The sequence below is a fragment of the Gaoshiqia hydrogeniformans genome, assembly GCF_049347105.1.
GTDB classification, from domain to species: domain Bacteria; phylum Bacteroidota; class Bacteroidia; order Bacteroidales; family Prolixibacteraceae; genus Gaoshiqia; species Gaoshiqia hydrogeniformans.
This window is the reverse complement of sequence record NZ_CP186334.1, coordinates 939,080-957,761: the sequence shown is the minus strand read 5'-3', so window position 1 is coordinate 957,761 and position 18,682 is coordinate 939,080. Positions and strand designations below refer to the sequence as shown.

Sequence of the window (18,682 nt, the reverse complement as noted above, 5' to 3'; positions counted from 1 at the left end):
TGATACAACCTTTTTTGTTATTCCTGAAGCAGTCTGTTCAAGACCGATTCATTGACCTGGAAAACGGTGCCGTGGCGTGTACCCTCGGGAAAGCTGATGGAATCGGTGATGGTTTCCCAGGTTTTCAAATCTTTTGATCGAACGGCGCCCATGCGGTGACGGGTGTATTCGTCGTAATAAACCACCCAATACCCGTCGACAAAAGCTACGGTTGGCCCTTCCACCCAGTCGGGGCTAAAAGGTTCGCGGAAGAGCTTATAGCCTTCGGTAAGCGAGTTGCTTGTTGCCATACGGAGGTGCTTTTTGGCTGGGTTCCGGGTTTCATCTTTCAGGAACATAACGTATATACCGCCGATTCGCTTTATAACGGCATCAATCACATTGAAGCCTTCGTCGTACAGTAATTTTGTTTCGCCGAAGGTTTCAAAATCTTTCGTGGTGGTATAATACATCCGGTGGTTGTATTTGTCGTCGCCCTGCGTGTCGCCTTCGTTGAAACGCCCGGGAATGGTGCTGGCCCAATAAATCAGGTATTCTTTGTTCTTTTTGTCGTAGAAAACTTCCGGCGCCCAGCAATTTAAAACTTCCGGTTCGTGTTGCATCACGGGGATGAACTTTTGTTCCGACCAGTTGATCAGATCGTCTGACGACGCGTAGCCGATCCCGTGGTCGTTCCAGCTGACGGTCCACACCAGGTGGAATTTTTTGTCGGGCCCCTGGATGATGCAGGGGTCGCGCATCAGCTTGTCGTCTGCCACCCGGGGAGCCAAAAACGATTCGTTATTCTTCAGCGCCTCCCACTGATAACCATCGTAGCTGTATGCTAAATGAAGTCCATCCTGCCCGTTATCCTGAAAAAAAGAGAACAGATAGACTTTTTTCTCTTTTTCCTGGCAGCCTGTAATTAAAACAAACAGTAAAAGTGGTAAGAGTAGTTTCTTCATAGGAACATGTTTTTTTCAAATATAGGTATTTCGAAAAATAAAAAAGCAGGTGGTTAGCCTGCTTTTTCTTATATCCGATCATTCGATATTAATAGAATTTTGCTCTTTTATCTTCTATCTCTGCCAGTTTTCGTTGCGCTTCGTAAGCCTGGAATGAGGCACGGTAGCCCAACGATTGGGTAAGGGTTTGTTTCTCGGCCAGTACGTTCGTCTGAGTTCCTTCGGAAACAGTAACCACTTTAACCAGGTAAACGCCATTGTTTCCTTTTACCGGGGCCGAAATTTCATCCTGTTTCATGCCGGCTACCGTACCAACAACAGCAGGTTCGACACCCAGGGCGGGAACCGAGTACATCGAGAAGTTGATTCCGTTGACATCACGAACTTCAGTTCCCAGTTTTTCGGCAATGGCATCCAGGTCTGTTCCGCTGGCAGCCGCCTTCATTTTTTCGATCAGGGCTTTGGCTTTATTTTCTTTTCTCACAGCCAAATCAACGCGTAAGCGCGCTTCTTCGAACGAGGAATAGCCTTCTTCAAACACTTCCGTTAAGGTAGCGATGACAAAATTATTGCCGAATTCGAAGATTGTCGATCCTTCATTGTTCACCAGGATGTCGTTGACATCAGACTGGTAGGCGGCGCGAACCAGTGAACGCGAATATTCCAGACCGGTGATCTGACGGTCGTTTTCGCCAACACGGGCAATTTTTTTGGTCAGGCTTTGTGCGCTCACCGAGTTGGAAAAGTCTTTGCCATTCCGGTTTTCGCTGGCAAACTTACTGGCTTCGGCATAAATTTTCTGATAGGTTTGGGTACTTGGTTCGACGTTCCGCGCCAGGATGGCTAGGCGGACTTGTTTTACCGTTTTTCCTTTTTTGGTTGGTTGAATCAGATGGACGCCAAACTGGGTGGTTGCCACGTAAAGTTTATTGACATCGCCGTTAAAGGCGGCATCTTCAAAGGGTTTAACCATTTGGTTCCGTCTAAACCAACCTAAATCTCCGCCTTTAATGGCCGATCCCGGATCTTCGGAATAGGTGCCGGCTAATGTTTCGAATTTGGTGCCTTTTTCAATCACCGTTTTCAAACTGTCAGCCAAAGCCAGCGCTGCTTCGTAGCTTCCGGCAGTTTCGGGGCGGATCAGGATGTGGCTGGCCTGAACCGAATCGGGAAGATCTTTGAAATCGTCGACTTTTGCCAGTTTATAGGCGTTGCCTTCTTTGTAAGGGCCATAGATGTCGCCAATGTTGCCATTAAAGGCAAACTCGCCAAGTTCTTCGGTCAGATCTTCTTTTTTCAGGTAGATGTTTTCGAAACGAATATCTGAGTTTACGTTGATGTAAGCCTCGTTTTCTGTTGCCGCGGCAAACTCGTCTTTAGCTTCTTCGACCCATTTACGGGTATTTGCATCATCTTCGCCCGAAGCAGTTACCGGGAAAACAATGTATTCGATGGTGCGCGATTTGTCTTGTTTGTAATCGTCTTTGTGGGCGTTGTAATAGGCTTTCAGTTCGGCGTCGGTTACTTTTACCGCGCTGTCGGGCATCGAGCTGTACGGCAGGCTGATGTATTGAATATTCGCCGTTTTGTTTTTCTCGGCCAGGCTTTTTTCAGCTTCGGCAGTGGTTACATAAAGCCCTTGTTTGATCAGATTATTGTATTTTGTCTGAACCCGGTCTTTTTTAATTTGTTCTTCGATGTACAACCAATAGGCTTTTTGCTGGGCTGTGGCGCCAAATTCGAGTGATCTCAGGAACTGAAGGATGGCCGATTTATCAACCTGTCCGGTGTTTGGGTTAGTAAAAAGCTGCTGGATGATCGGATGTATGTTGGATCCCTGTACCAGGTCAAACAGCTCTTCTGATGTTACGGTCAGTCCAAGGTCGTCAAACACGTCTTCCATCACGATTTCACGGACCACTTCCTGCCATACCTGTTCGCGGATCTGGGTCCAGGTGTTATCGTCCAGCTGGGTTTGGCCGCTGTTCATCTTATAAATTTCAGCGGTTTCTTCAATTCTTTTCTGGAAATCAGGATATTGGACAGATGTTCCGTTAATACTTGCAACTTCCATCTGCGAAGGTCTTAATAATGAGCTTCCTGTGTTTAAGATATCTCCCAGGATAAAAGCAACAAGCGCCAGACCAATAATAATCGCTACTAATAAACCAGCACGATTTCGAATACTCTGTAGGGTAGCCATTTACTGATAATTATGAATTTTTTGTACTTAATTTTTTTCGAGCTACGAAGATAATCATTTTAGGTATTAATCCGTATGATTCCCGCTTTATTTTAGGTGTTATCCAATATCTTGAGGTTTACCAGCTCGATTCGGGTATTGGATGCTTTTAATATTTTAAAACGAAAATGGTCGATGGTGATGACGGTGTTTATTTTGGGAATACTTTCGTAGTGGAACAGGATATAACCGGCCAGCGTTTCGAAGTTTTCGGTCAACGGGAAATCGAGGTTGTATTTTTCGTTCAGGATATCCAGGTCGAGGCGGGCCGAAAGGATGTATTCGGTATCGCTTAACTTACGGTCGACCAGCACGAGGGTGTCATGTTCATCTTCTATTTCGCCGAAAATCTCTTCCAGGATATCTTCGCTGGTAACCAGGCCCGAGGTTCCGCCAAACTCGTCAACAACAAGGGCGATGCTGCGGTGTTGCTGGATAAATTTTCTGAAAAGCTTGCTTGCCGGCATGGTTTCGGGGATAATGAGCAGCTTGTTCAGGTTGGCGCCGATGGATTCGGGATTGGTAAAAATGCTCGAATGGTGAATGTAGCCGATGATGTTGTCAATATGGTCCTGATAGAACAGGATGCGGGAATAACCGGTTTCAATAAATTTTTGTTTGAGCTCTTCCAGGCTTGAATTGTTGATGTCGAGAGCAACCATTTCGGTGCGGGGGACCATGATCTCACGGATTTTTACCTTCGAAAACTCCAGGGCATTCCGGAACAGTTTGATCTCTTTCTCGATGTTTACGTCTTCCTGTACCGAAGGGCTATCGGGTTCGTTTACAAAATGATCGAGATCGATCCGGCTGAAAACGATGCGTTCTTCTTCCTCGTCAATGGCAGCCCTGAAAATCCCGTTTAGTAACAATTTCGATATTCCCATGGTGATCTTTGTCACCGGGTAAAAAAGGTAATAGAACAGAATGAGCGGGGATGCAAAGATGCGTAATACCAGGTTGGGATTAATGCGGAACAAGGTTTTTGGTAAAAATTCGGCTGTAACCAAAATGATCAGGGTTGAACTGATGGTTTGTAAAAACAGGACGGCGCCGGCCGAACCGGTTAACCTGTAAAACGAAGGTTCGAGCAGGTTGGCGAAGGCCACCCCGTAAATCACCAGGGCAATGTTGTTGCCAACCAGCGTCGTGGCGATGTACTGGCCCGGATTTCTGGTGAAAACGCTTAATACCCGTGAGTTTAACGAATCGTGTTTTTTGTCGAGCTCAAGGCGGAGTTTATTGGCCGAAACAAAAGCAATTTCCATCCCCGAGAAAAAAGCTGAAAAAAAAATGGTAATGACTATGGTGAATATCAGTACTTCCATGATTTTATTCTGCAACGTCGAGGTAGAGTGTGCCTTTCACTTTTTTTATTTCCCAGTTCGACATGTCCTGATCTGATTCAAATCCGATACCCGTGATTATTTGATCAGTACGAATGATTTTCACAAATTGTTCGGAATAAAACTTTCCTTTTGCTTCTTCCCAGATCAGTTCTTCCGTTTTCAGTGAGTCTCCGTCCTGGTTGATTGCCACAACATTATTTTTGGCAATCCATTTCTTTTCTCTCGTGTAATATAAGGCATAATCGGATGTGATGACCGAAACCACCTTCATTTTTTCGTTGAACTTTTCAATCTCGATCCCCTCGGGAAACTCGGTAAACGGGACTTTTTCCTGGTCGTACCGCAGTAACTTTGGCGTAATCAGTTTAAACCGGACAATGGTCGAGTCGGAGTAAATCATTTCAAATTGCTCTGCATCCATGGTCGGCAACTTATCTCCGGCTGAGAACTCTTTGATTTTTTCAATCTTATTGGCACACGAAAAGAAAAGCATTGCAATTCCCGTCAGGAGAATTGCAATGCTTACATGAGAATATCGCGGTTTTTTTAAACGATTACTTTGCACGGACTTTTGTTGATTCGTTGATCCAGCTTCCAAATGTGTAAGTCTGACCGTCTTGTAAGCCTTGGAAGAACAAGGTTTCTTTGTCGGGGAAATACACTCTGTACGTATTGATTTTAGCATTGGCCGCTGAGAAAACATCCGGGTCAACACGTTTTGCTTTTTCATAATAATCTACCGCCAGCCAATACATGGTTTGATGGGCAAATTCGTCGTCGCCGTAGTTTTTGCTGTACTGGGCGTAAATGTCGCCGATCAGAATCAGGGTACGTCCTGAATTCGGGTTGTTCTCCAGTGATTTTTTAGCGTAATCGCGGGCTTTCTGGAAGGCATGTTCTTTAACGAAGGTAAAGATGCCCAGCTCGTAATAATATTTGGCCAGCAGCTCTTTGTCGGTTTCCGAAGCAATGGCATTCTGGTAATATTCTTTTGCCCGGTTAAAATCGTCGCGTTTTACAAACAGGCGGGCCATGTTGAAAGCAGCTTCTGCCGATGGCTCCAGGCTGTACAACTTTTCTGATGCGCGTGCGAAAAGCTCACTTTCGGTACAATCCTGCCGGTCGAGTACGCGAAGCATTTTCTTCAGTTCATCAATGTCAAGCGCAATTTGGTCGAATTTGGGTTTATACAGGGCAATCAACGCATCGCAATCGGCGGCGCCACTGGTTTGGAACAATTGATCGACCAGTGTTTTCGCGGTTGTGAATTTTTCGCTGTTTGGTTCTTTGGCCAGGTTGGCATCCAGGATGGCCGACGCTGTTTCGTAATTTTGAGCAACAGTTTCTTTAGGCAATTCGCCCATAATAAACAAACGTTTGGTGGCCTGCATAAACACAACCAGCACCGCAACTTCCGTTTCATTTTTTTCAAGCTTGATGGCTTCGTCCATCTCGCCGTATCCTTTTTTAAGGATCGATTTCAATTGCTCGTCATCCCGGTTTTCATTGGCGAGTTTGTATTTCAGGTAGTCGGTGCTTTTACGTCCGAGAACAAAACCTTTCTGATCAAAATACTTGATCCGGCGGTCGTAAACAAGCATTAAACTGTCGATGTATTTGTCTTTTGTTGTCCAATCGGCGGTATTATTGATCAGGTCCTCGTACATATTGGCCCCGTGAATGTAAATGTTGATCGATGACTTGGGATATTTGTCAAAGATTTTTTTCCAGGGGGTGAGGGCCGATTTATAATCTTTTTGTTTATAAAACTGATCATACATCGTGTATTCGCTCATGAAGTCGGTCACCTTGGCCTGAACAAGTTGCTGGCTGGTGCGTAAGTCAACTCCTGTTTCTGCCTGTTCAGCAGCCTGGCCCGGAAGCTCGCCGTCGAAGCTGAAATCGATCACGGTATTGGTGTTTCCTTCTATGTCGAGCCGTTTTGATTCGTCGATGAAAGTAAACTTGATGTATTTACTTTTACTGTCAACTGTAACTGTGTATTTTCCGTCGAAGCTGGTCATGTAAGGCGTACTTGAGCGGTGTGCTTCAACGGTTACCCCGGCTGCGGGTTTTCCTTCCCGGTAAACGGTTCCGGTAACCTGCCGTTGTTGGGCAAATGCCGAAATGCTTGTCACCACAGCCAAGGTGAATGTCAAAATTTTAGTTTTTAATAGCAAAGATCTCATCGTTTGAAAATATTATAAATTGTACGTTTAAATCTCAAATTCAAATATTTCGTTTTTTTACGAAACAGAGGTCAAAGATAAACTTATTTTGATACAGTTTTTACCTAAAAATCAAATAGTGAATCTTCTGTAGGGGGCAAATTTAATCGTTAAAATCATAAATGACAAAGAACGATTTACTGAAGTGGTTTTGTCAAAACTCATGCCAGAGTGGCAAAAGTGGCAGGAGAAGGCGTTTCCGGCCGGTTTAGGCCTGCTGCTCCCCGGATTATATTTTTGTTTTTTTAACGACCGGCAGGTCATTTTTGGGCCCCCCGCAGCCGTGCGATTGCATCGCGTGGTATTATTTTACAACAAAAACATCATCGAAGACTCTCTTATCTGGCTTAATAATACGCAATATTGTTGCAGAGATCATCTTCTGCCCCGAAAACCTAACCATCTTCAGCAGGACCTGTCGTTGCGTCTGATGGGAACTGATTTTTCCGGAATTCCATAAAATTAAGAAATTACTTCTTTACAACTGCTGATCAGTGATCAGTGATCGATAATCGGTAATCTCCCTTTGCGCTTCTCCGCGTCCTTTGCGTTTTATTTATTAAGGCAGAGAGTTTCAAATTTCAAGTTCCAAATTCCAGGTCTTCGCGACTTGCGGTTTGTGACTGAACACTGAGCACTGAGATTGGACACTGTTACTTTCTCTCGTCTCCGTTAATTGGTCATTGGATAATTGGTCATTGAACTTGGAACTTGAAACTTGGAATTTGAAGCTAAAAAGTACCTGCGTCGAACTGCGACTGATCACTGATTACCGAACACTGTTACTTTTTCCCGCTCGTTTGTCTTTCAGTTAGCTATTGTATTCCAGTATTTTATTTAATCCGATCAAGGTCAGGTTGAACTGGATGAGGTCGAGTTTTGTGAGTTTATTGTCGAAAAAGGGGGCATCACCACCGGTCATGATCACCTTCAGCTTGTTGTAGCGGGCATGATACCGGTCGATGTATTGCTGCACTTCGAAGATCATGCCCAACTGAACACCGGCCCTGATCGCCGATTCGGTATCGGTTCCGATAAGCTGAAATTCATCGCCGGGGACGATGAGGGGGAGCTTCCCGGTGAACTGGTGAAGCGCTTTGAAGCGGGTTCTCAGTCCGGGCGAGATATTTCCGCCCAGGTATTCATTGTTTTCCGAAAGCAAGTCAAAGGTGATCGCCGTGCCGGCATCAATGATTAACACCGGATGCGCAGGGAACAGATCTGCCGCACCAACGGCTGCGGCCAGCCGGTCAAGCCCCAGTGTTTCCGGTGTTTTGTAGCGGTTGATCACCGGAACCGGTGTATGATGGTTTAACTCGGTAAACGAGTCAAAAGACGATGACAAAAATTTGCGGACCTCGGCGGGGTAATCGCGTACGGTGGATAAAATCGCCTTGTTTAGTTGCGGATGTTCATCTTTCAACAGTTGAAGGTGTTTCACCTCCAGGCCGTCGAGCGGGACATTGAACATGAGGTCGCGATCGTTGAAGAGGGCCAGCTTGATGCGGGAATTGCCGATGTCGATCACCAGGTTCATAACTCAATCCGTTGGCTGATGTCCAGGGCCTGCACCGAGTGGGTGAGCGCGCCGATAGAAATGTAGTCGACACCGGTAGCGGCAACTTCTTTCAGCCGTTCGAGCGTCATGTTTCCCGAGGCTTCTACTTTGGCCCGGCCCCGGATGAGTTGTACCGCCCGGGTCATGGTTTCCGTATTCATGTTATCGAGCATGATGATGTCGGCCCCGGCGTCCAGCGCTTCCTGCACCTGTTCCAGGTTGCTTGTTTCCACCTCAATCTTGATTCCGGCGGGAACTTTGCTTCTGATCTGGCTGACGGCAGGGCTAATTCCTCCGGCCACATCAATGTGGTTGTCTTTGATCATCACCATGTCGAACAGGCCGATGCGGTGGTTGCTTGCTCCTCCTGTTTTTACGGCATATTTATCCAGCAGGCGGAAGCCAGGCAATGTTTTCCGGGTATCGAGGATCACGGTATTGAACGTTTTGACGGCATCGGCGTAACGGGCTGACATACTGGCAATACCCGACATGCGCTGGAAAAAATTCAGGGCGGAGCGTTCGCCGGTTAACAGCGCCCGGTAACTGGCTTCGAATCGGACAATGATGTCGCCCTTTTTTACCCGGTCGCCTTCATTTACTTTCGGTTTCCAGTCCAGTTCTTTGTCCAGCTTGCGGAAGACCATTTCAGCGACCTGCATGCCGGCAATTACGCCGTCGGCTTTCGCTACCATGTAGGCCTTCTTACGGGTTTCGGCCGGAATTAAATGGTCGGTGGTAATATCGCCTGTTGCCACATCTTCTTCCAGGGCAAGCGAAATCAGGTGTTCTGCTGCTTCAAGTTCTTTTTTATTCATCATCTTTTTATCGGTATAAATTCAGGGTCTTTGTTTTTTTGCTGGACAATATGCGCACGGAAATCAGGATCTTCCTGGTTGTAGTCGTCCCGGATGTGTCCGCCGCGACTTTCTTTTCGTAATAAAGCACCCGTTGCGATCATCTCGCAAATTACGGTAATCTGGTGTGCTTTCAGGATGTTGTATTCCCGGATACCGGCCGGGATCTGTTTTTTGATTTTGGCCAGGCGTTCCAGTACCTGGCGCAGGTCGGACTCGTTCCGCACGATGCCGACAAATTCAGACATCAGGTCGGCAATTTCATTTTTAATGCCGAGATACAAGTCTTCATAGGCTTGCAGGTTGGAAATGGGTGGTTGTTCTGCAATTGGCGTCGTATGACGGGGAAGGGAAGCTGCTTTTTCGCTGGCTCTTTTGCCAAAAACCAAACATTCGAGCAAGGAGTTGCTGGCCAGCCGGTTGGCGCCCATCACCCCGGTCGACGCTACTTCGCCGCAGGCAAACAGGCCGGGAATACTGGTTTCGCCGTATAAGCCGGTTTTTATTCCGCCAACCATATAGTGGGCTGCCGGCGCGATGGGCAACAGATCGCTGGTCAGATCGTAACCAAACTCGTTTAGTTTTTTATAAATATTGGAAAACCGGGTTTTAATTTTATCCGGGTTAAGGTGTTTTAATGACAGGTAGACGAAAGGGCTGTTATCCTTTTTCATTTGCCGGTAAATGGAGAAGGCAACGATATCGCGGGGGGCCAGTTCGGCCAGGGGATGAACATTTTTCATGAAACGTTCGCCCTGCAGGTTTAACAGCCAGGCGCCTTCGCCGCGTACGGCTTCGCTGATCAGGAAAGCATCCTGGTTTTCTATACATACGGCCGAAGGGTGAAACTGGATAAATTCCATGTCTTCCAGGCAGGCGCCGGCTTCGTAAGCCAGGGCAATACCGTCGCCGGTGGCGGTATGCGGGTTGGTTGTACGGCTGAAGATGCGGGATAAACCGCCTGTGGCCAGGATACAGGCCTGCGCCTGGAAAATCACGTTTTCGCCGGATACAAAATCGAGGGCCTGTACCCCGGCGCATACGCCCTCCTGCATGATCAGCCGGGTAACCGCGGTGAACTCATAGGTTTGAATGTTTTTCTGCTCAAGCACTTTACCGAGCATGAAACAGGTCAGTTCTTTGCCGGTGGCATCGCCTCCGGCGTGTAAAATGCGCCGCTTGCTGTGGCCGCCCTCCAGCCCGAGCACAAATTCGTTCCCGATCCGGTCGAATTGCATACCCATCTCCACCAGTTCCAGGATCCGTTCCCGCCCTTCGCGAACCAGGATGTCAACAGCATCTTTTTCGCACAGGCCGCGTCCCGCAACAAGCGTGTCGTGAACATGTAGTTCGGGCGAGTCATCATCGGCAATCACCCCTGCAATGCCGCCTTGTGCATAATAAGAGTTACTGGTGTCTAACTGTGACTTGGTAATGATGGCCACCGAGCCATGTCTGGAGGCATAGTAAGCAGCTGTTAAACCTGCCAGGCCGCTGCCGACAATAATTGTATCAAAAGTCAGTTTTTGCATGAACGCCGCAAGCTATCGTATTTATTTGACCGGCAAAGTTATAAAAACTGTTTGATCGGGGGATGATTAATTCCCGGGATGTTGTAATTTGTGAAATTTTAGTAAAATCAAATTCACCGGTCGTTTGTTATACTAAAAAAGTTCCGATTTCATTTTAGCTTTATTCTGAATTATTTACAAAATGAACAGCGGAACCTTGTAATGAAATAACGAATCTTAGACCTATAAACCTTATTAAGCATAAAAAATGAGCTGGAGGAAAATTATTTTTGTTGTGATTGCGCTGATTGTGCTGTTAGGCGGATCGGCCGCTTTATCCTGGTTGTTTGTTTCGATGAAACCGGAACCGCCCAGAGGACCGGATCTTAACCTGAAAAGATACGTCAACGCGGTACCTGTGACATATAACGAAATTATTTCGCCTCTGAAACGGGAGGGACGTGTGGTGTCAGGCAGTGATGTTATCCTGGTTTCCGAGGCGTCGGGAAAAATTGAAAACGGCGCAGCGCCTTTGCGAAAAGGGACTACTTTCAAAAAAGGGCAATTGCTGGCTACCATTTATAAAGATGAAGCCGAGCTGGCATTAAAGGCCCGAAAAAGTCAGTTCTTAAATGCTTTTACAAATATTCTTCCGGATATGAAAGTTGATTTTCCGGCTGATTATCAGACTTATTTGGACTACTTCAATAAAATCGACCTGAAAAGAAGCCTGCCTTCGCTTCCGGACCCGGAAAGCGAGAAACTGAAGATTTTTTTGGCGAGCCGGTCTATTTTGAACGAGTATTACGGTATTTTGCAGGATGAAAAAAACCTGGAACGCCGGTCGCTGTACGCGCCGTTTAAGGGGACGATCTCGGAAGTGAATTTCGAGGTTGGCGCTTACGTGAATGCCGGCAGCCAGATTGCCCGGCTGATTCGTACGGACATGCTTGAAATTGAAGTTCCGGTAGAGAACGGCAACAGCAAATGGATCAGAATAGGCGATCAGGTGACGGTCCTGTCCGGATTTTCAGATCGCGCGTTAACCGGGACCGTGGTTCGGAAAGCTGATTTTGTTGAAGCCGCTACGCAGTCCAGAAGTATTTTTGTCCGGGTACAGAACTTCTCAGAAGACGATTTGCTGGCAGGCGAATACAAAGTGGTTGAGTTTCCGGGGCAAAAAATTGCCAATGCGATGGAAATACCCCGCAGCGCCGTGTTTAACTCGAATGAAGTATTTACGGTGACTGACGGGAAGCTCAAAAAGGCGGAAATCAACATCTTGAAAATCAATGAAACTACTCTGCTCTTTAACGGGCTCGACGAAGGAAACATGGTTGTTTCCGAATCGCTCATCAATGTAAAAGAAAACCTGCCGGTTGAAATATTGGGACAGGCAGGCAAGCCGGACCAACAAACAAGGAGAAATTAGCATGAAGCGGTTAGTCGAGATCTTTGTCAGGTTCCCGTTTTACGCCAACCTGATCGTGCTTTTCTTAGTGGTGGTCGGCGGCTTAAGCCTGGCAAGCATGAAATTGTCTTTCTTCCCTGAACGTCCGTCAAAAATTATTTATGTGCGCGTTGCCTATCCCGGTGCCTCACCGGTTGAGATGGAAGAGGGCGTTACCTCCCGCATTGAAGAAGCGGTGCGCGGAATTCCCGGCGTTTATGAAATCACCTCCACCTCTGCCGAAAACTCAGCCAGCGTTCAGATTGAAATTACAGGCGAAATTGATATCGACGAAACACTTATCGAGGTAAAAAACGCGGTGGACGGGATTTCGTCTTTTCCCACCGCTGCAGAACGCCCCATTGTTTATAAACAGCGCACCACCTCGCAGGCCCTGTTTCTAATGGTTACCGGCGATCTCGACCTGCTTACCCTGAAAGAATATGCCCAGCAGGTGGAAGAAGATTTTTTGTCATCGGGTTATATCAGCCAGGTCAATCTGTCGGGCTACCCCGATTTGGAAATCTCCATTGAAACCCGTGAAGAAGATCTTCTTCGCTATGGAATTACATTTACCCAACTTCAGAATGCTGTTTCGCAGAATAATCAGGATGTTTCCGGGGGGCAGCTGCGGTCGGACGACGAAGAAATGTTGATCCGCCTTCGCTCCCGAAGTGCTGATCCGAATAAAATAGGGAGTATCATTGTTAAGGCCAATGCCGATGGCAGCGTCATCCGGCTCAGGGATATCGCCGATGTGAAAATGAAATTTTCAGATATCACGCCAAATAAATCACTGGAACGAGGTAACCCGGTAATCTGGATTTCCGTGTCGAAGCTGATCTCGGAAGACTTGCTGGATATCGACCGTTACGTGCGGGCTTACGTCCGGGATTTCAATGAAAAGAACAAAGGGGTTAAACTGGAGCTTACCCGCTCCTTCCTCGATTTATTAAAAGCCCGGCTCGATTTGTTGCTCGTGAACGGCGGCCAGGGGCTGACCCTGGTGTTGCTTTCCCTGGCGATTATGCTGAGCCTCCGTTTGTCATTTTGGGTGGCCTGGGGAATCCCGGCGTCTTTCCTGGCGATGTTTATCGTGGCCAACCTCTCGGGGATTACCATCAACATGATTTCCTTATTCGGGATGATCCTGGTGATTGGTATTCTGGTCGACGACGGGATTGTAATCGGCGAGAACATCTTCCAGCATTTTGAAATGGGCAAAACCCCGATTCAGGCGGCTGTTGACGGAACCGTGGAAGTGATTCCGGCCGTGCTGACGTCTGTGGCAACAACGATTGTCGCCTTTTCGCCCTTGTTTTTTATTTCCGGCCAGATGGAAATGATGTACGAAATGGCCTTCATCGTGTGCGTGAGCCTTGCTTTCTCGCTGGTGGAAGCGTTCTTTGTGTTGCCGGCGCATTTGGGAAACGAGCACGTGTTAAGCGCGAAAAGCCTGCAGAAAAAGGAGAAAGGCTTAAAAAAATATACCGAAAGGTTCTTTGCCTGGTTACGCGACTATGTTTACGACGGGATCCTGCGCATGGTCATCGAATGGCGGTATGTGGTTATTGCCGTTCCGATAGCTATGTTGCTGATCACGGGAGGTTTAATCGGCGGGCATATTATCAAAACGACCTTTTTCCCGAGAATGGAGTTTGATGCGTTCAATGTAAACATTGCCTTTACGCCCGGTTCGGGAGAAAATAAAACCATCGCCTACCTCGAACAGTTCGAAGAAGTGGTCTGGGAAGTGAACGAAGACCTGAAAAAGGATTATAACGATACGCTTGATATTATCGAGTATTGTATTTTAAACCTGGGATCCGGGTTCGACGGGAAGGAAAGTGGCGCTCATACCGGAAATTTATTTGTGTCTCCGCGAAGTTCGGAAGAAACAGGAATCAGTTCTTACGAGATCATTCAACGGGTGAGGACAAAAATTGGTTCGGTTCCCGAGGCGGTGAAATACGCGATTGGTTCCCGTAGCCGGTTTGGCGATCCGGTATCTATCGGGCTTCAGTCGCGGAATGTCGAAGAACTGGATCATGCGCAGGCTTACCTGCTCGAACGACTTCAGGATTTCCCCCAGCTCAAGGATGTGGTAAACAACAATGCGCTGGGTAAACAGGAAATCCTGCTGACACTGAAACCAAAAGCGTATATGCTTGGCTTTAACGAGCAAACGATTGCCGAACAGGTCAGGCAGGGATTTTACGGGGGACAGGCGCAACGCCTGCAGGTGGGCCGCGACGAACTCCGGATTTGGGTGCGCTACCCTGCACACGACCGGGAACGGCTGGGGCAGCTCGAACAGATGAAAATTAAGACGTCATCGGGTGATTATCCGCTGATTGAACTGGTGGACTACGAGATGAAACGCGGACCGGTAAATATCCAGCGCTTTAACGGCCGCCGCGAAATCCGCATCAATGCCGACCTGGTTGATCCGGATGCTTCCGTCACTGAAATTTTGGAGCAAATCAGGGCCGAAGTTGTCCCCGAACTGCTGAATCAGTACCCGGGAATTCATATCGAGTACCAGGGGCAACAAAAAGAAAGTCAGCGAAATATGAAAGATCTGCTGATTTATTTCCCGCTGGCGTTCCTGACCATGATTTTTATCCTCATGATTAATTTCCGGTCGTTCGAACAACCCATGATTATTCTGATTATGATCCCGATATCCATTTTAGGCGCGATTTGGGGACACGGCATACACGGTAAGCCCGTTTCAATCCTCAGTTTGTGGGGAATTGTCGCCTTATCGGGCGTGGTGATTAATGATTCGGTGGTGTTCCTGTCCAAATTTAATTTGCTTATCGAAGAAGGAGTAAACGTCCGCGAGGCTGTTCTGAGGGCAGGGAAGGCGCGTTTACGACCGATCATCTTAACCACCCTGACCACCTCGGCCGGCTTATTCCCGATTGTACTGGAAAAAAGTTTCCAGGCTCAGTTTCTCATCCCGATGGCCATATCGCTGGTTTACGGTGTTGCCTTCGGCACCTTCTTTATTTTGCTGTTCTTCCCGGCATTAATTATCGTTTTGAACGATATCCGGAGGACATTACGGCAATGGTGGACCGGGAGAGAACTACGGCCCGAAGAAGTGGAGATTGCCTACCTCAATGCCCAGCGGAGATATAAAGGCAAAACGCAGGAAGAAATTAAAGCGGACAAAAAAGACAGATATTATGACAAGATATAGCCTACTTTTCATCGCGATGTGCCTGGCCTTGTCCGGTTTCGGACAACAGGACCTGAGCTTGACCGATGCGGTCAGGATTGCCCTTGAAAACAACTACGATTTAAAAATGGTCCGTCACAACCAGCGTATGGCCGAAATCAGGAACAACTGGGGAACCGCTGGGCGTTATCCTTACATCAATCTTTCTGCTGAATCCCGGAGCAGCATCAACGATAACGATACCGACGATTTTATTCAGAACCAATATGTTGGAACAGCCGGTGTCAACTGGACGCTGTTTGATGGTTTTTCGGTCAGGATAAGCAAACAACGACTGGACGAACTGGAAGAATTGTCGAAGCAAAATACGGGGATCATGATCGAAGGGACTGTTCAGGCGGTCATCCTGGCTTACTATACCGTTTTGCTGGAAAAGGAAAAACTGGAGGTGTATCGCGGTGTGATGGATCTTTCGGAGGATTTATATAAACGCGCTGAACTGAAAAAAGATTTTGGCACGGCGGTTACCTATGAGGTGCTTCAGGCGCAAAATGCTTTTCTGACCGACAAGTCGTCGTGGCTGATCCAGGAAGTTGCCGTAAAGAATGCGCTTCGCAACCTGAATTATTTACTGGCAGTCCCTGAAAATCAAAGCTACAAGCTGGTCAGTGACTTTTCGGCGATACCGGTCGATTATGTTCTGACAGACCTGAAAGAGCAAATGCTGGAGAATAATAAAAGTCTTAAAAATCAATATATTAATCAAAATTTATTGAGGAATGCCGTGGCGCTGGCAAAAAGCGATTATTACCCGACTTTATCATTCAACGGGGGAGTAAGCGGAAGCCGGACCGGGATGGATTACGACAGCCGGGGGATAAGCTGGAATACGGCCGTGAATTATTACGGTAACTTCACCCTCAGCTTTAACCTGTACAGCGGGGGAAACCGGAAGCGGGCCAGCCAAATTGCCGAAATAGAAAGAGAAGTGGGCCTGGTGGAGATGGAACAAATGAAACACGAGCTAAGTAATCAACTGAGCAACCTGTTTGAATTTTATCTGGTGCGAAAAGAACTACTGAAGGTGGCGGCCGAAAACCTGGCTACTGCCGGCTTAAACCTGCAGATTAGCCGCGAAAAGTACGAGAGCGGAGCCATCAACTCATTTAATTTCCGGGATGTTCAAAATATTTATCTGAATGCAGCCTTACGCGAATTGGAAGCCGTCTATTATTTTATTGATGTTCATACTTCGCTTCTCAGGATGACCGGGACCATCATACAGCAGTACAATTTTTAAAACAAACTGGTTTTTTGTTACAGGTTGTTTATTTTTTCCCAGACTTCAGGATGAACCGGAATTCCTTTTTCCAGGTTTTCTTTTCTGGTTTTAACCACTTGTTGCCCGGGATAGCGAATTTCAGTTTTTTCGTCGACGGTGACCGACGACAACAAACTGCTTGTCATTTGTTGCAGGCTTTGCTGAATGAGGGGGTAATTTTGCAGTTTTTTCAAATCAATTGTCAGGTAAACCTGTGAAACCCCGTACTCAACCGGATCTTGCCTGCTGATTTCGCTCGTTGAAAGACCTGCCGACAGAATGGTTGCAAGCAGGTCGAGCATAAAGGATAAAGCAGATCCTTTCCAAAAACCGATGGGTAAAGCCCGTCCGGTTTCCAGTATTTCTGCCGGATCGGTGGTTAGTTCCCCGTTTTTGTCAAAACCTCCAGGAAAAGGTAATTGTTCTCCTTTACCAGCCAGAACTTCCAGTTTTCCGTATGAGTATTGAGACATGGCCATGTCGAGCACAATGGCCTCGTCGCCATAGGGTAGGGCAATTACCAGCGGATTATTGCCCAGGCGGCTTCCCCGGGCTCCCCATGCCGGCAGGTTGGCGATGGTGTTGGTCCAGCCAATAAACACGAACCCTTGTTTGGCACAATGCCAGCCATAAGTTCCGCCGCGCATCCAATGGTTGGTGTTTGCCAGGGCGACCAGCCCCATGCCGTGCGTTTGGGCTAGTTCCATGCTTCGTTTGGCAGCCAGCATCGCATTGATCGGGCCTGGGCCCAACTGCCCGTTCCATTGTTCCATGTTGCCGGCTTCGGCGATTTTTACCGGAACGGCGTTCGGATTGATGTAGCCATCACGGATATTTTCAATAAATCGCGTAAAACGGTTTACTCCATGAGAATAAATCCCGTCGATACTGTTCTCGGTGAAAATCCGGGCACAATGCAACGCTCTTTCCATAGTAAATCCATGCGTCAGCAGGATTTGATTGAACCGGTCCTTCATTTCGGACGCGGAAATTCGTATCGTTGGTGGCTGGCTCATTTTTCCGGTTTGGGTTTGATGATTAAAGTTATACTGATTTGCCGGAATCCCTGTTTTTTCGGATAGTTTTTGAAGATAAAAAAAGGGCTGCTTTTGCAACCCTTTTTCATTTTTCTATAAAATAACTGTTATAATTCTCTGATTTTGATGTTTTTGAACCAAACATCATCTCCGTGATCCTGGAGGGCGATAAAGCCTTCTTCGGCAACATTGGCCCAGTTTTCATTCAAGCCGGGGAATTTACTGTCGGCAACCAGGGTATTCCAGTCATCGGTCCACAGATGATATTCCACCACCGTTTCACCGTTTTGTTTGTGAATGACGGTGCCTTTGTAGCAAATAATTTCAACCGAGTTCCATTCGCCGGCGGGTTTGGTATTTTGTGGTTTTGCAGGAATCAGGTCATAAAGTGAACCTGCCTGGCGGTTGCCGTCTTTCCCTAAGAATGAATCCGGGTGACGTTCGTTGTCGAGAACCTGCATTTCAGGGGCGGTTTTCCAGATGGGCCATTCGGGAACTTCCTGTCCAAGATAGAAGATACCGGAGTTACCTCCTTCTGAAATTTTCCATTCCAGTTTCAGGTTAAAGTTTTTAAACTTTTTATCAAAAAGGATGTCGCCGCCATCGGTAGCGCCGGCCTCGCCTTTGCCCGAACCCTGGCAGTGCAGGGTGCCTTCAATAACTTCCCAGGCGCCGGGCATAACTGCTTTATTCACACCGCGCCAGCCTTCCGTGCTTTCCCCGTCGAATAACAGGATCCAGCCGGCTTCCTTTTCGGCAGTTGTCAAAGCATTATCAGCAGCAATCTCTTCAGTGGCTGATTTTTCATCGGTGGCAGATTCAGCTTTCTTTTGTCCGCTGTTACAAGCCACGGATAGAAATAAAATTCCGGTCAATAGGAGCGAAAAAAATTTTCTCATTGGTAATTAATTTTAGGTTATTATCACTTTAGATTAACTGAAAATCTAATTTTCATACGAAATTATAAAAAACTTCTGAAGATCGGTATAAAAACCGTT

Annotated in this window: 13 protein-coding genes; 3 read left to right on the top strand and 10 right to left on the bottom strand. The window is 47.1% G+C overall.

Annotated features, from left to right (window positions below; genetic code table 11):
• Positions 1–17 precede the first annotated feature (17 nt).
• From ACOIT5_RS04040 to nadB, 8 genes are all read right to left on the bottom strand, one after another.
• Positions 18–944 (bottom strand): glycoside hydrolase family 43 protein, encoded by a 927-nt coding sequence (locus ACOIT5_RS04040; RefSeq protein ID WP_423129181.1) that lies wholly within the window; start codon positions 942–944, stop codon positions 18–20.
• Positions 945–1,032: 88 nt separating this feature from the next.
• Positions 1,033–3,147, bottom strand: coding sequence for a peptidylprolyl isomerase (locus tag ACOIT5_RS04035; protein ID WP_423129180.1), 2,115 nt, complete (start codon positions 3,145–3,147; stop codon positions 1,033–1,035).
• 92 nt (positions 3,148–3,239) lie between these two features.
• Positions 3,240–4,514 (bottom strand): hemolysin family protein, encoded by a 1,275-nt coding sequence (locus ACOIT5_RS04030; protein ID WP_423129179.1) that lies wholly within the window; start codon positions 4,512–4,514, stop codon positions 3,240–3,242.
• 4 nt (positions 4,515–4,518) lie between these two features.
• On the bottom strand, positions 4,519–5,100 hold the full coding sequence (lptC, locus tag ACOIT5_RS04025) for an LPS export ABC transporter periplasmic protein LptC (protein WP_423129178.1): 582 nt from the start codon (positions 5,098–5,100) through the stop codon (positions 4,519–4,521).
• Complete coding sequence (locus ACOIT5_RS04020) at positions 5,090–6,694, bottom strand: tetratricopeptide repeat protein (protein WP_423129177.1); 1,605 nt, start codon at positions 6,692–6,694, stop codon at positions 5,090–5,092. The genes lptC and ACOIT5_RS04020 overlap by 11 nt, the downstream gene beginning before the upstream one ends.
• Before the next feature lie 880 nt (positions 6,695–7,574).
• Positions 7,575–8,300: a type III pantothenate kinase gene (locus ACOIT5_RS04015; protein ID WP_423129176.1), complete on the bottom strand. Its 726-nt coding sequence runs from the start codon at positions 8,298–8,300 to the stop codon at positions 7,575–7,577.
• Positions 8,297–9,142: a carboxylating nicotinate-nucleotide diphosphorylase gene (nadC, locus tag ACOIT5_RS04010; protein ID WP_423129175.1), complete on the bottom strand. Its 846-nt coding sequence runs from the start codon at positions 9,140–9,142 to the stop codon at positions 8,297–8,299. The genes ACOIT5_RS04015 and nadC overlap by 4 nt, the downstream gene beginning before the upstream one ends.
• Entirely contained in the window at positions 9,139–10,710 is a 1,572-nt protein-coding gene (nadB, locus tag ACOIT5_RS04005; protein WP_423129174.1) for an L-aspartate oxidase, read from the bottom strand. Before nadB ends, nadC begins: the two co-directional genes overlap by 4 nt.
• 247 nt (positions 10,711–10,957) lie before the next feature.
• Here nadB and ACOIT5_RS04000 point away from each other — a divergent pair, with 247 nt between their 5' ends.
• Genes ACOIT5_RS04000 through ACOIT5_RS03990 form a run of 3 tightly spaced genes read left to right on the top strand, consistent with a single transcriptional unit; the run spans position 10,958 to position 16,626 of the window.
• Positions 10,958–12,121 (top strand): efflux RND transporter periplasmic adaptor subunit, encoded by a 1,164-nt coding sequence (locus ACOIT5_RS04000; RefSeq protein ID WP_423129173.1) that lies wholly within the window; start codon positions 10,958–10,960, stop codon positions 12,119–12,121.
• Position 12,122: 1 nt separating this feature from the next.
• Complete coding sequence (locus tag ACOIT5_RS03995; protein ID WP_423129172.1) at positions 12,123–15,347, top strand: efflux RND transporter permease subunit; 3,225 nt, start codon at positions 12,123–12,125, stop codon at positions 15,345–15,347.
• A complete protein-coding gene (locus tag ACOIT5_RS03990; protein WP_423129171.1) occupies positions 15,334–16,626 on the top strand; it encodes a TolC family protein in 1,293 nt (430 codons plus the stop codon). Before ACOIT5_RS03995 ends, ACOIT5_RS03990 begins: the two co-directional genes overlap by 14 nt.
• A gap of 17 nt (positions 16,627–16,643) precedes the next feature.
• On the opposite strand, the gene yiaK is transcribed toward ACOIT5_RS03990, so the two are convergent.
• Together yiaK and ACOIT5_RS03980 are read right to left on the bottom strand one after the other, a co-directional pair.
• The gene (gene yiaK / locus ACOIT5_RS03985) at positions 16,644–17,663 is read right to left on the bottom strand and encodes a 3-dehydro-L-gulonate 2-dehydrogenase (RefSeq protein ID WP_423129170.1); all 1,020 of its coding nucleotides are present in this window, start codon (positions 17,661–17,663) and stop codon (positions 16,644–16,646) included.
• A 128-nt stretch (positions 17,664–17,791) separates the two neighbouring features.
• Positions 17,792–18,583, bottom strand: coding sequence for a 3-keto-disaccharide hydrolase (locus ACOIT5_RS03980; RefSeq protein ID WP_423129169.1), 792 nt, complete (start codon positions 18,581–18,583; stop codon positions 17,792–17,794).
• Positions 18,584–18,682: the final 99 nt, after the last annotated feature.

Excerpts from the sequence above, each read along its gene's own strand:
- ACOIT5_RS04035 (WP_423129180.1), bottom strand. The coding sequence starts at position 3,147 with ATGGCTACCCTACAGAGTATTCGAAATCGTGCTGGTTTATTAGTAGCG.
- nadB (WP_423129174.1), bottom strand. The coding sequence starts at position 10,710 with ATGCAAAAACTGACTTTTGATACAATTATTGTCGGCAGCGGCCTGGCA.
- ACOIT5_RS04015 (WP_423129176.1), bottom strand. The coding sequence starts at position 8,300 with ATGAACCTGGTGATCGACATCGGCAATTCCCGCATCAAGCTGGCCCTC.
- ACOIT5_RS03980 (WP_423129169.1), bottom strand. The coding sequence starts at position 18,583 with ATGAGAAAATTTTTTTCGCTCCTATTGACCGGAATTTTATTTCTATCC.
- ACOIT5_RS04040 (WP_423129181.1), bottom strand. The coding sequence starts at position 944 with ATGAAGAAACTACTCTTACCACTTTTACTGTTTGTTTTAATTACAGGC.
- ACOIT5_RS04000 (WP_423129173.1), top strand. The coding sequence starts at position 10,958 with ATGAGCTGGAGGAAAATTATTTTTGTTGTGATTGCGCTGATTGTGCTG.
- ACOIT5_RS03995 (WP_423129172.1), top strand. The coding sequence starts at position 12,123 with ATGAAGCGGTTAGTCGAGATCTTTGTCAGGTTCCCGTTTTACGCCAAC.
- yiaK (WP_423129170.1), bottom strand. The coding sequence starts at position 17,663 with ATGAGCCAGCCACCAACGATACGAATTTCCGCGTCCGAAATGAAGGAC.
- ACOIT5_RS03990 (WP_423129171.1), top strand. The coding sequence starts at position 15,334 with ATGACAAGATATAGCCTACTTTTCATCGCGATGTGCCTGGCCTTGTCC.
- nadC (WP_423129175.1), bottom strand. The coding sequence starts at position 9,142 with ATGATGAATAAAAAAGAACTTGAAGCAGCAGAACACCTGATTTCGCTT.
- ACOIT5_RS04030 (WP_423129179.1), bottom strand. The coding sequence starts at position 4,514 with ATGGAAGTACTGATATTCACCATAGTCATTACCATTTTTTTTTCAGCT.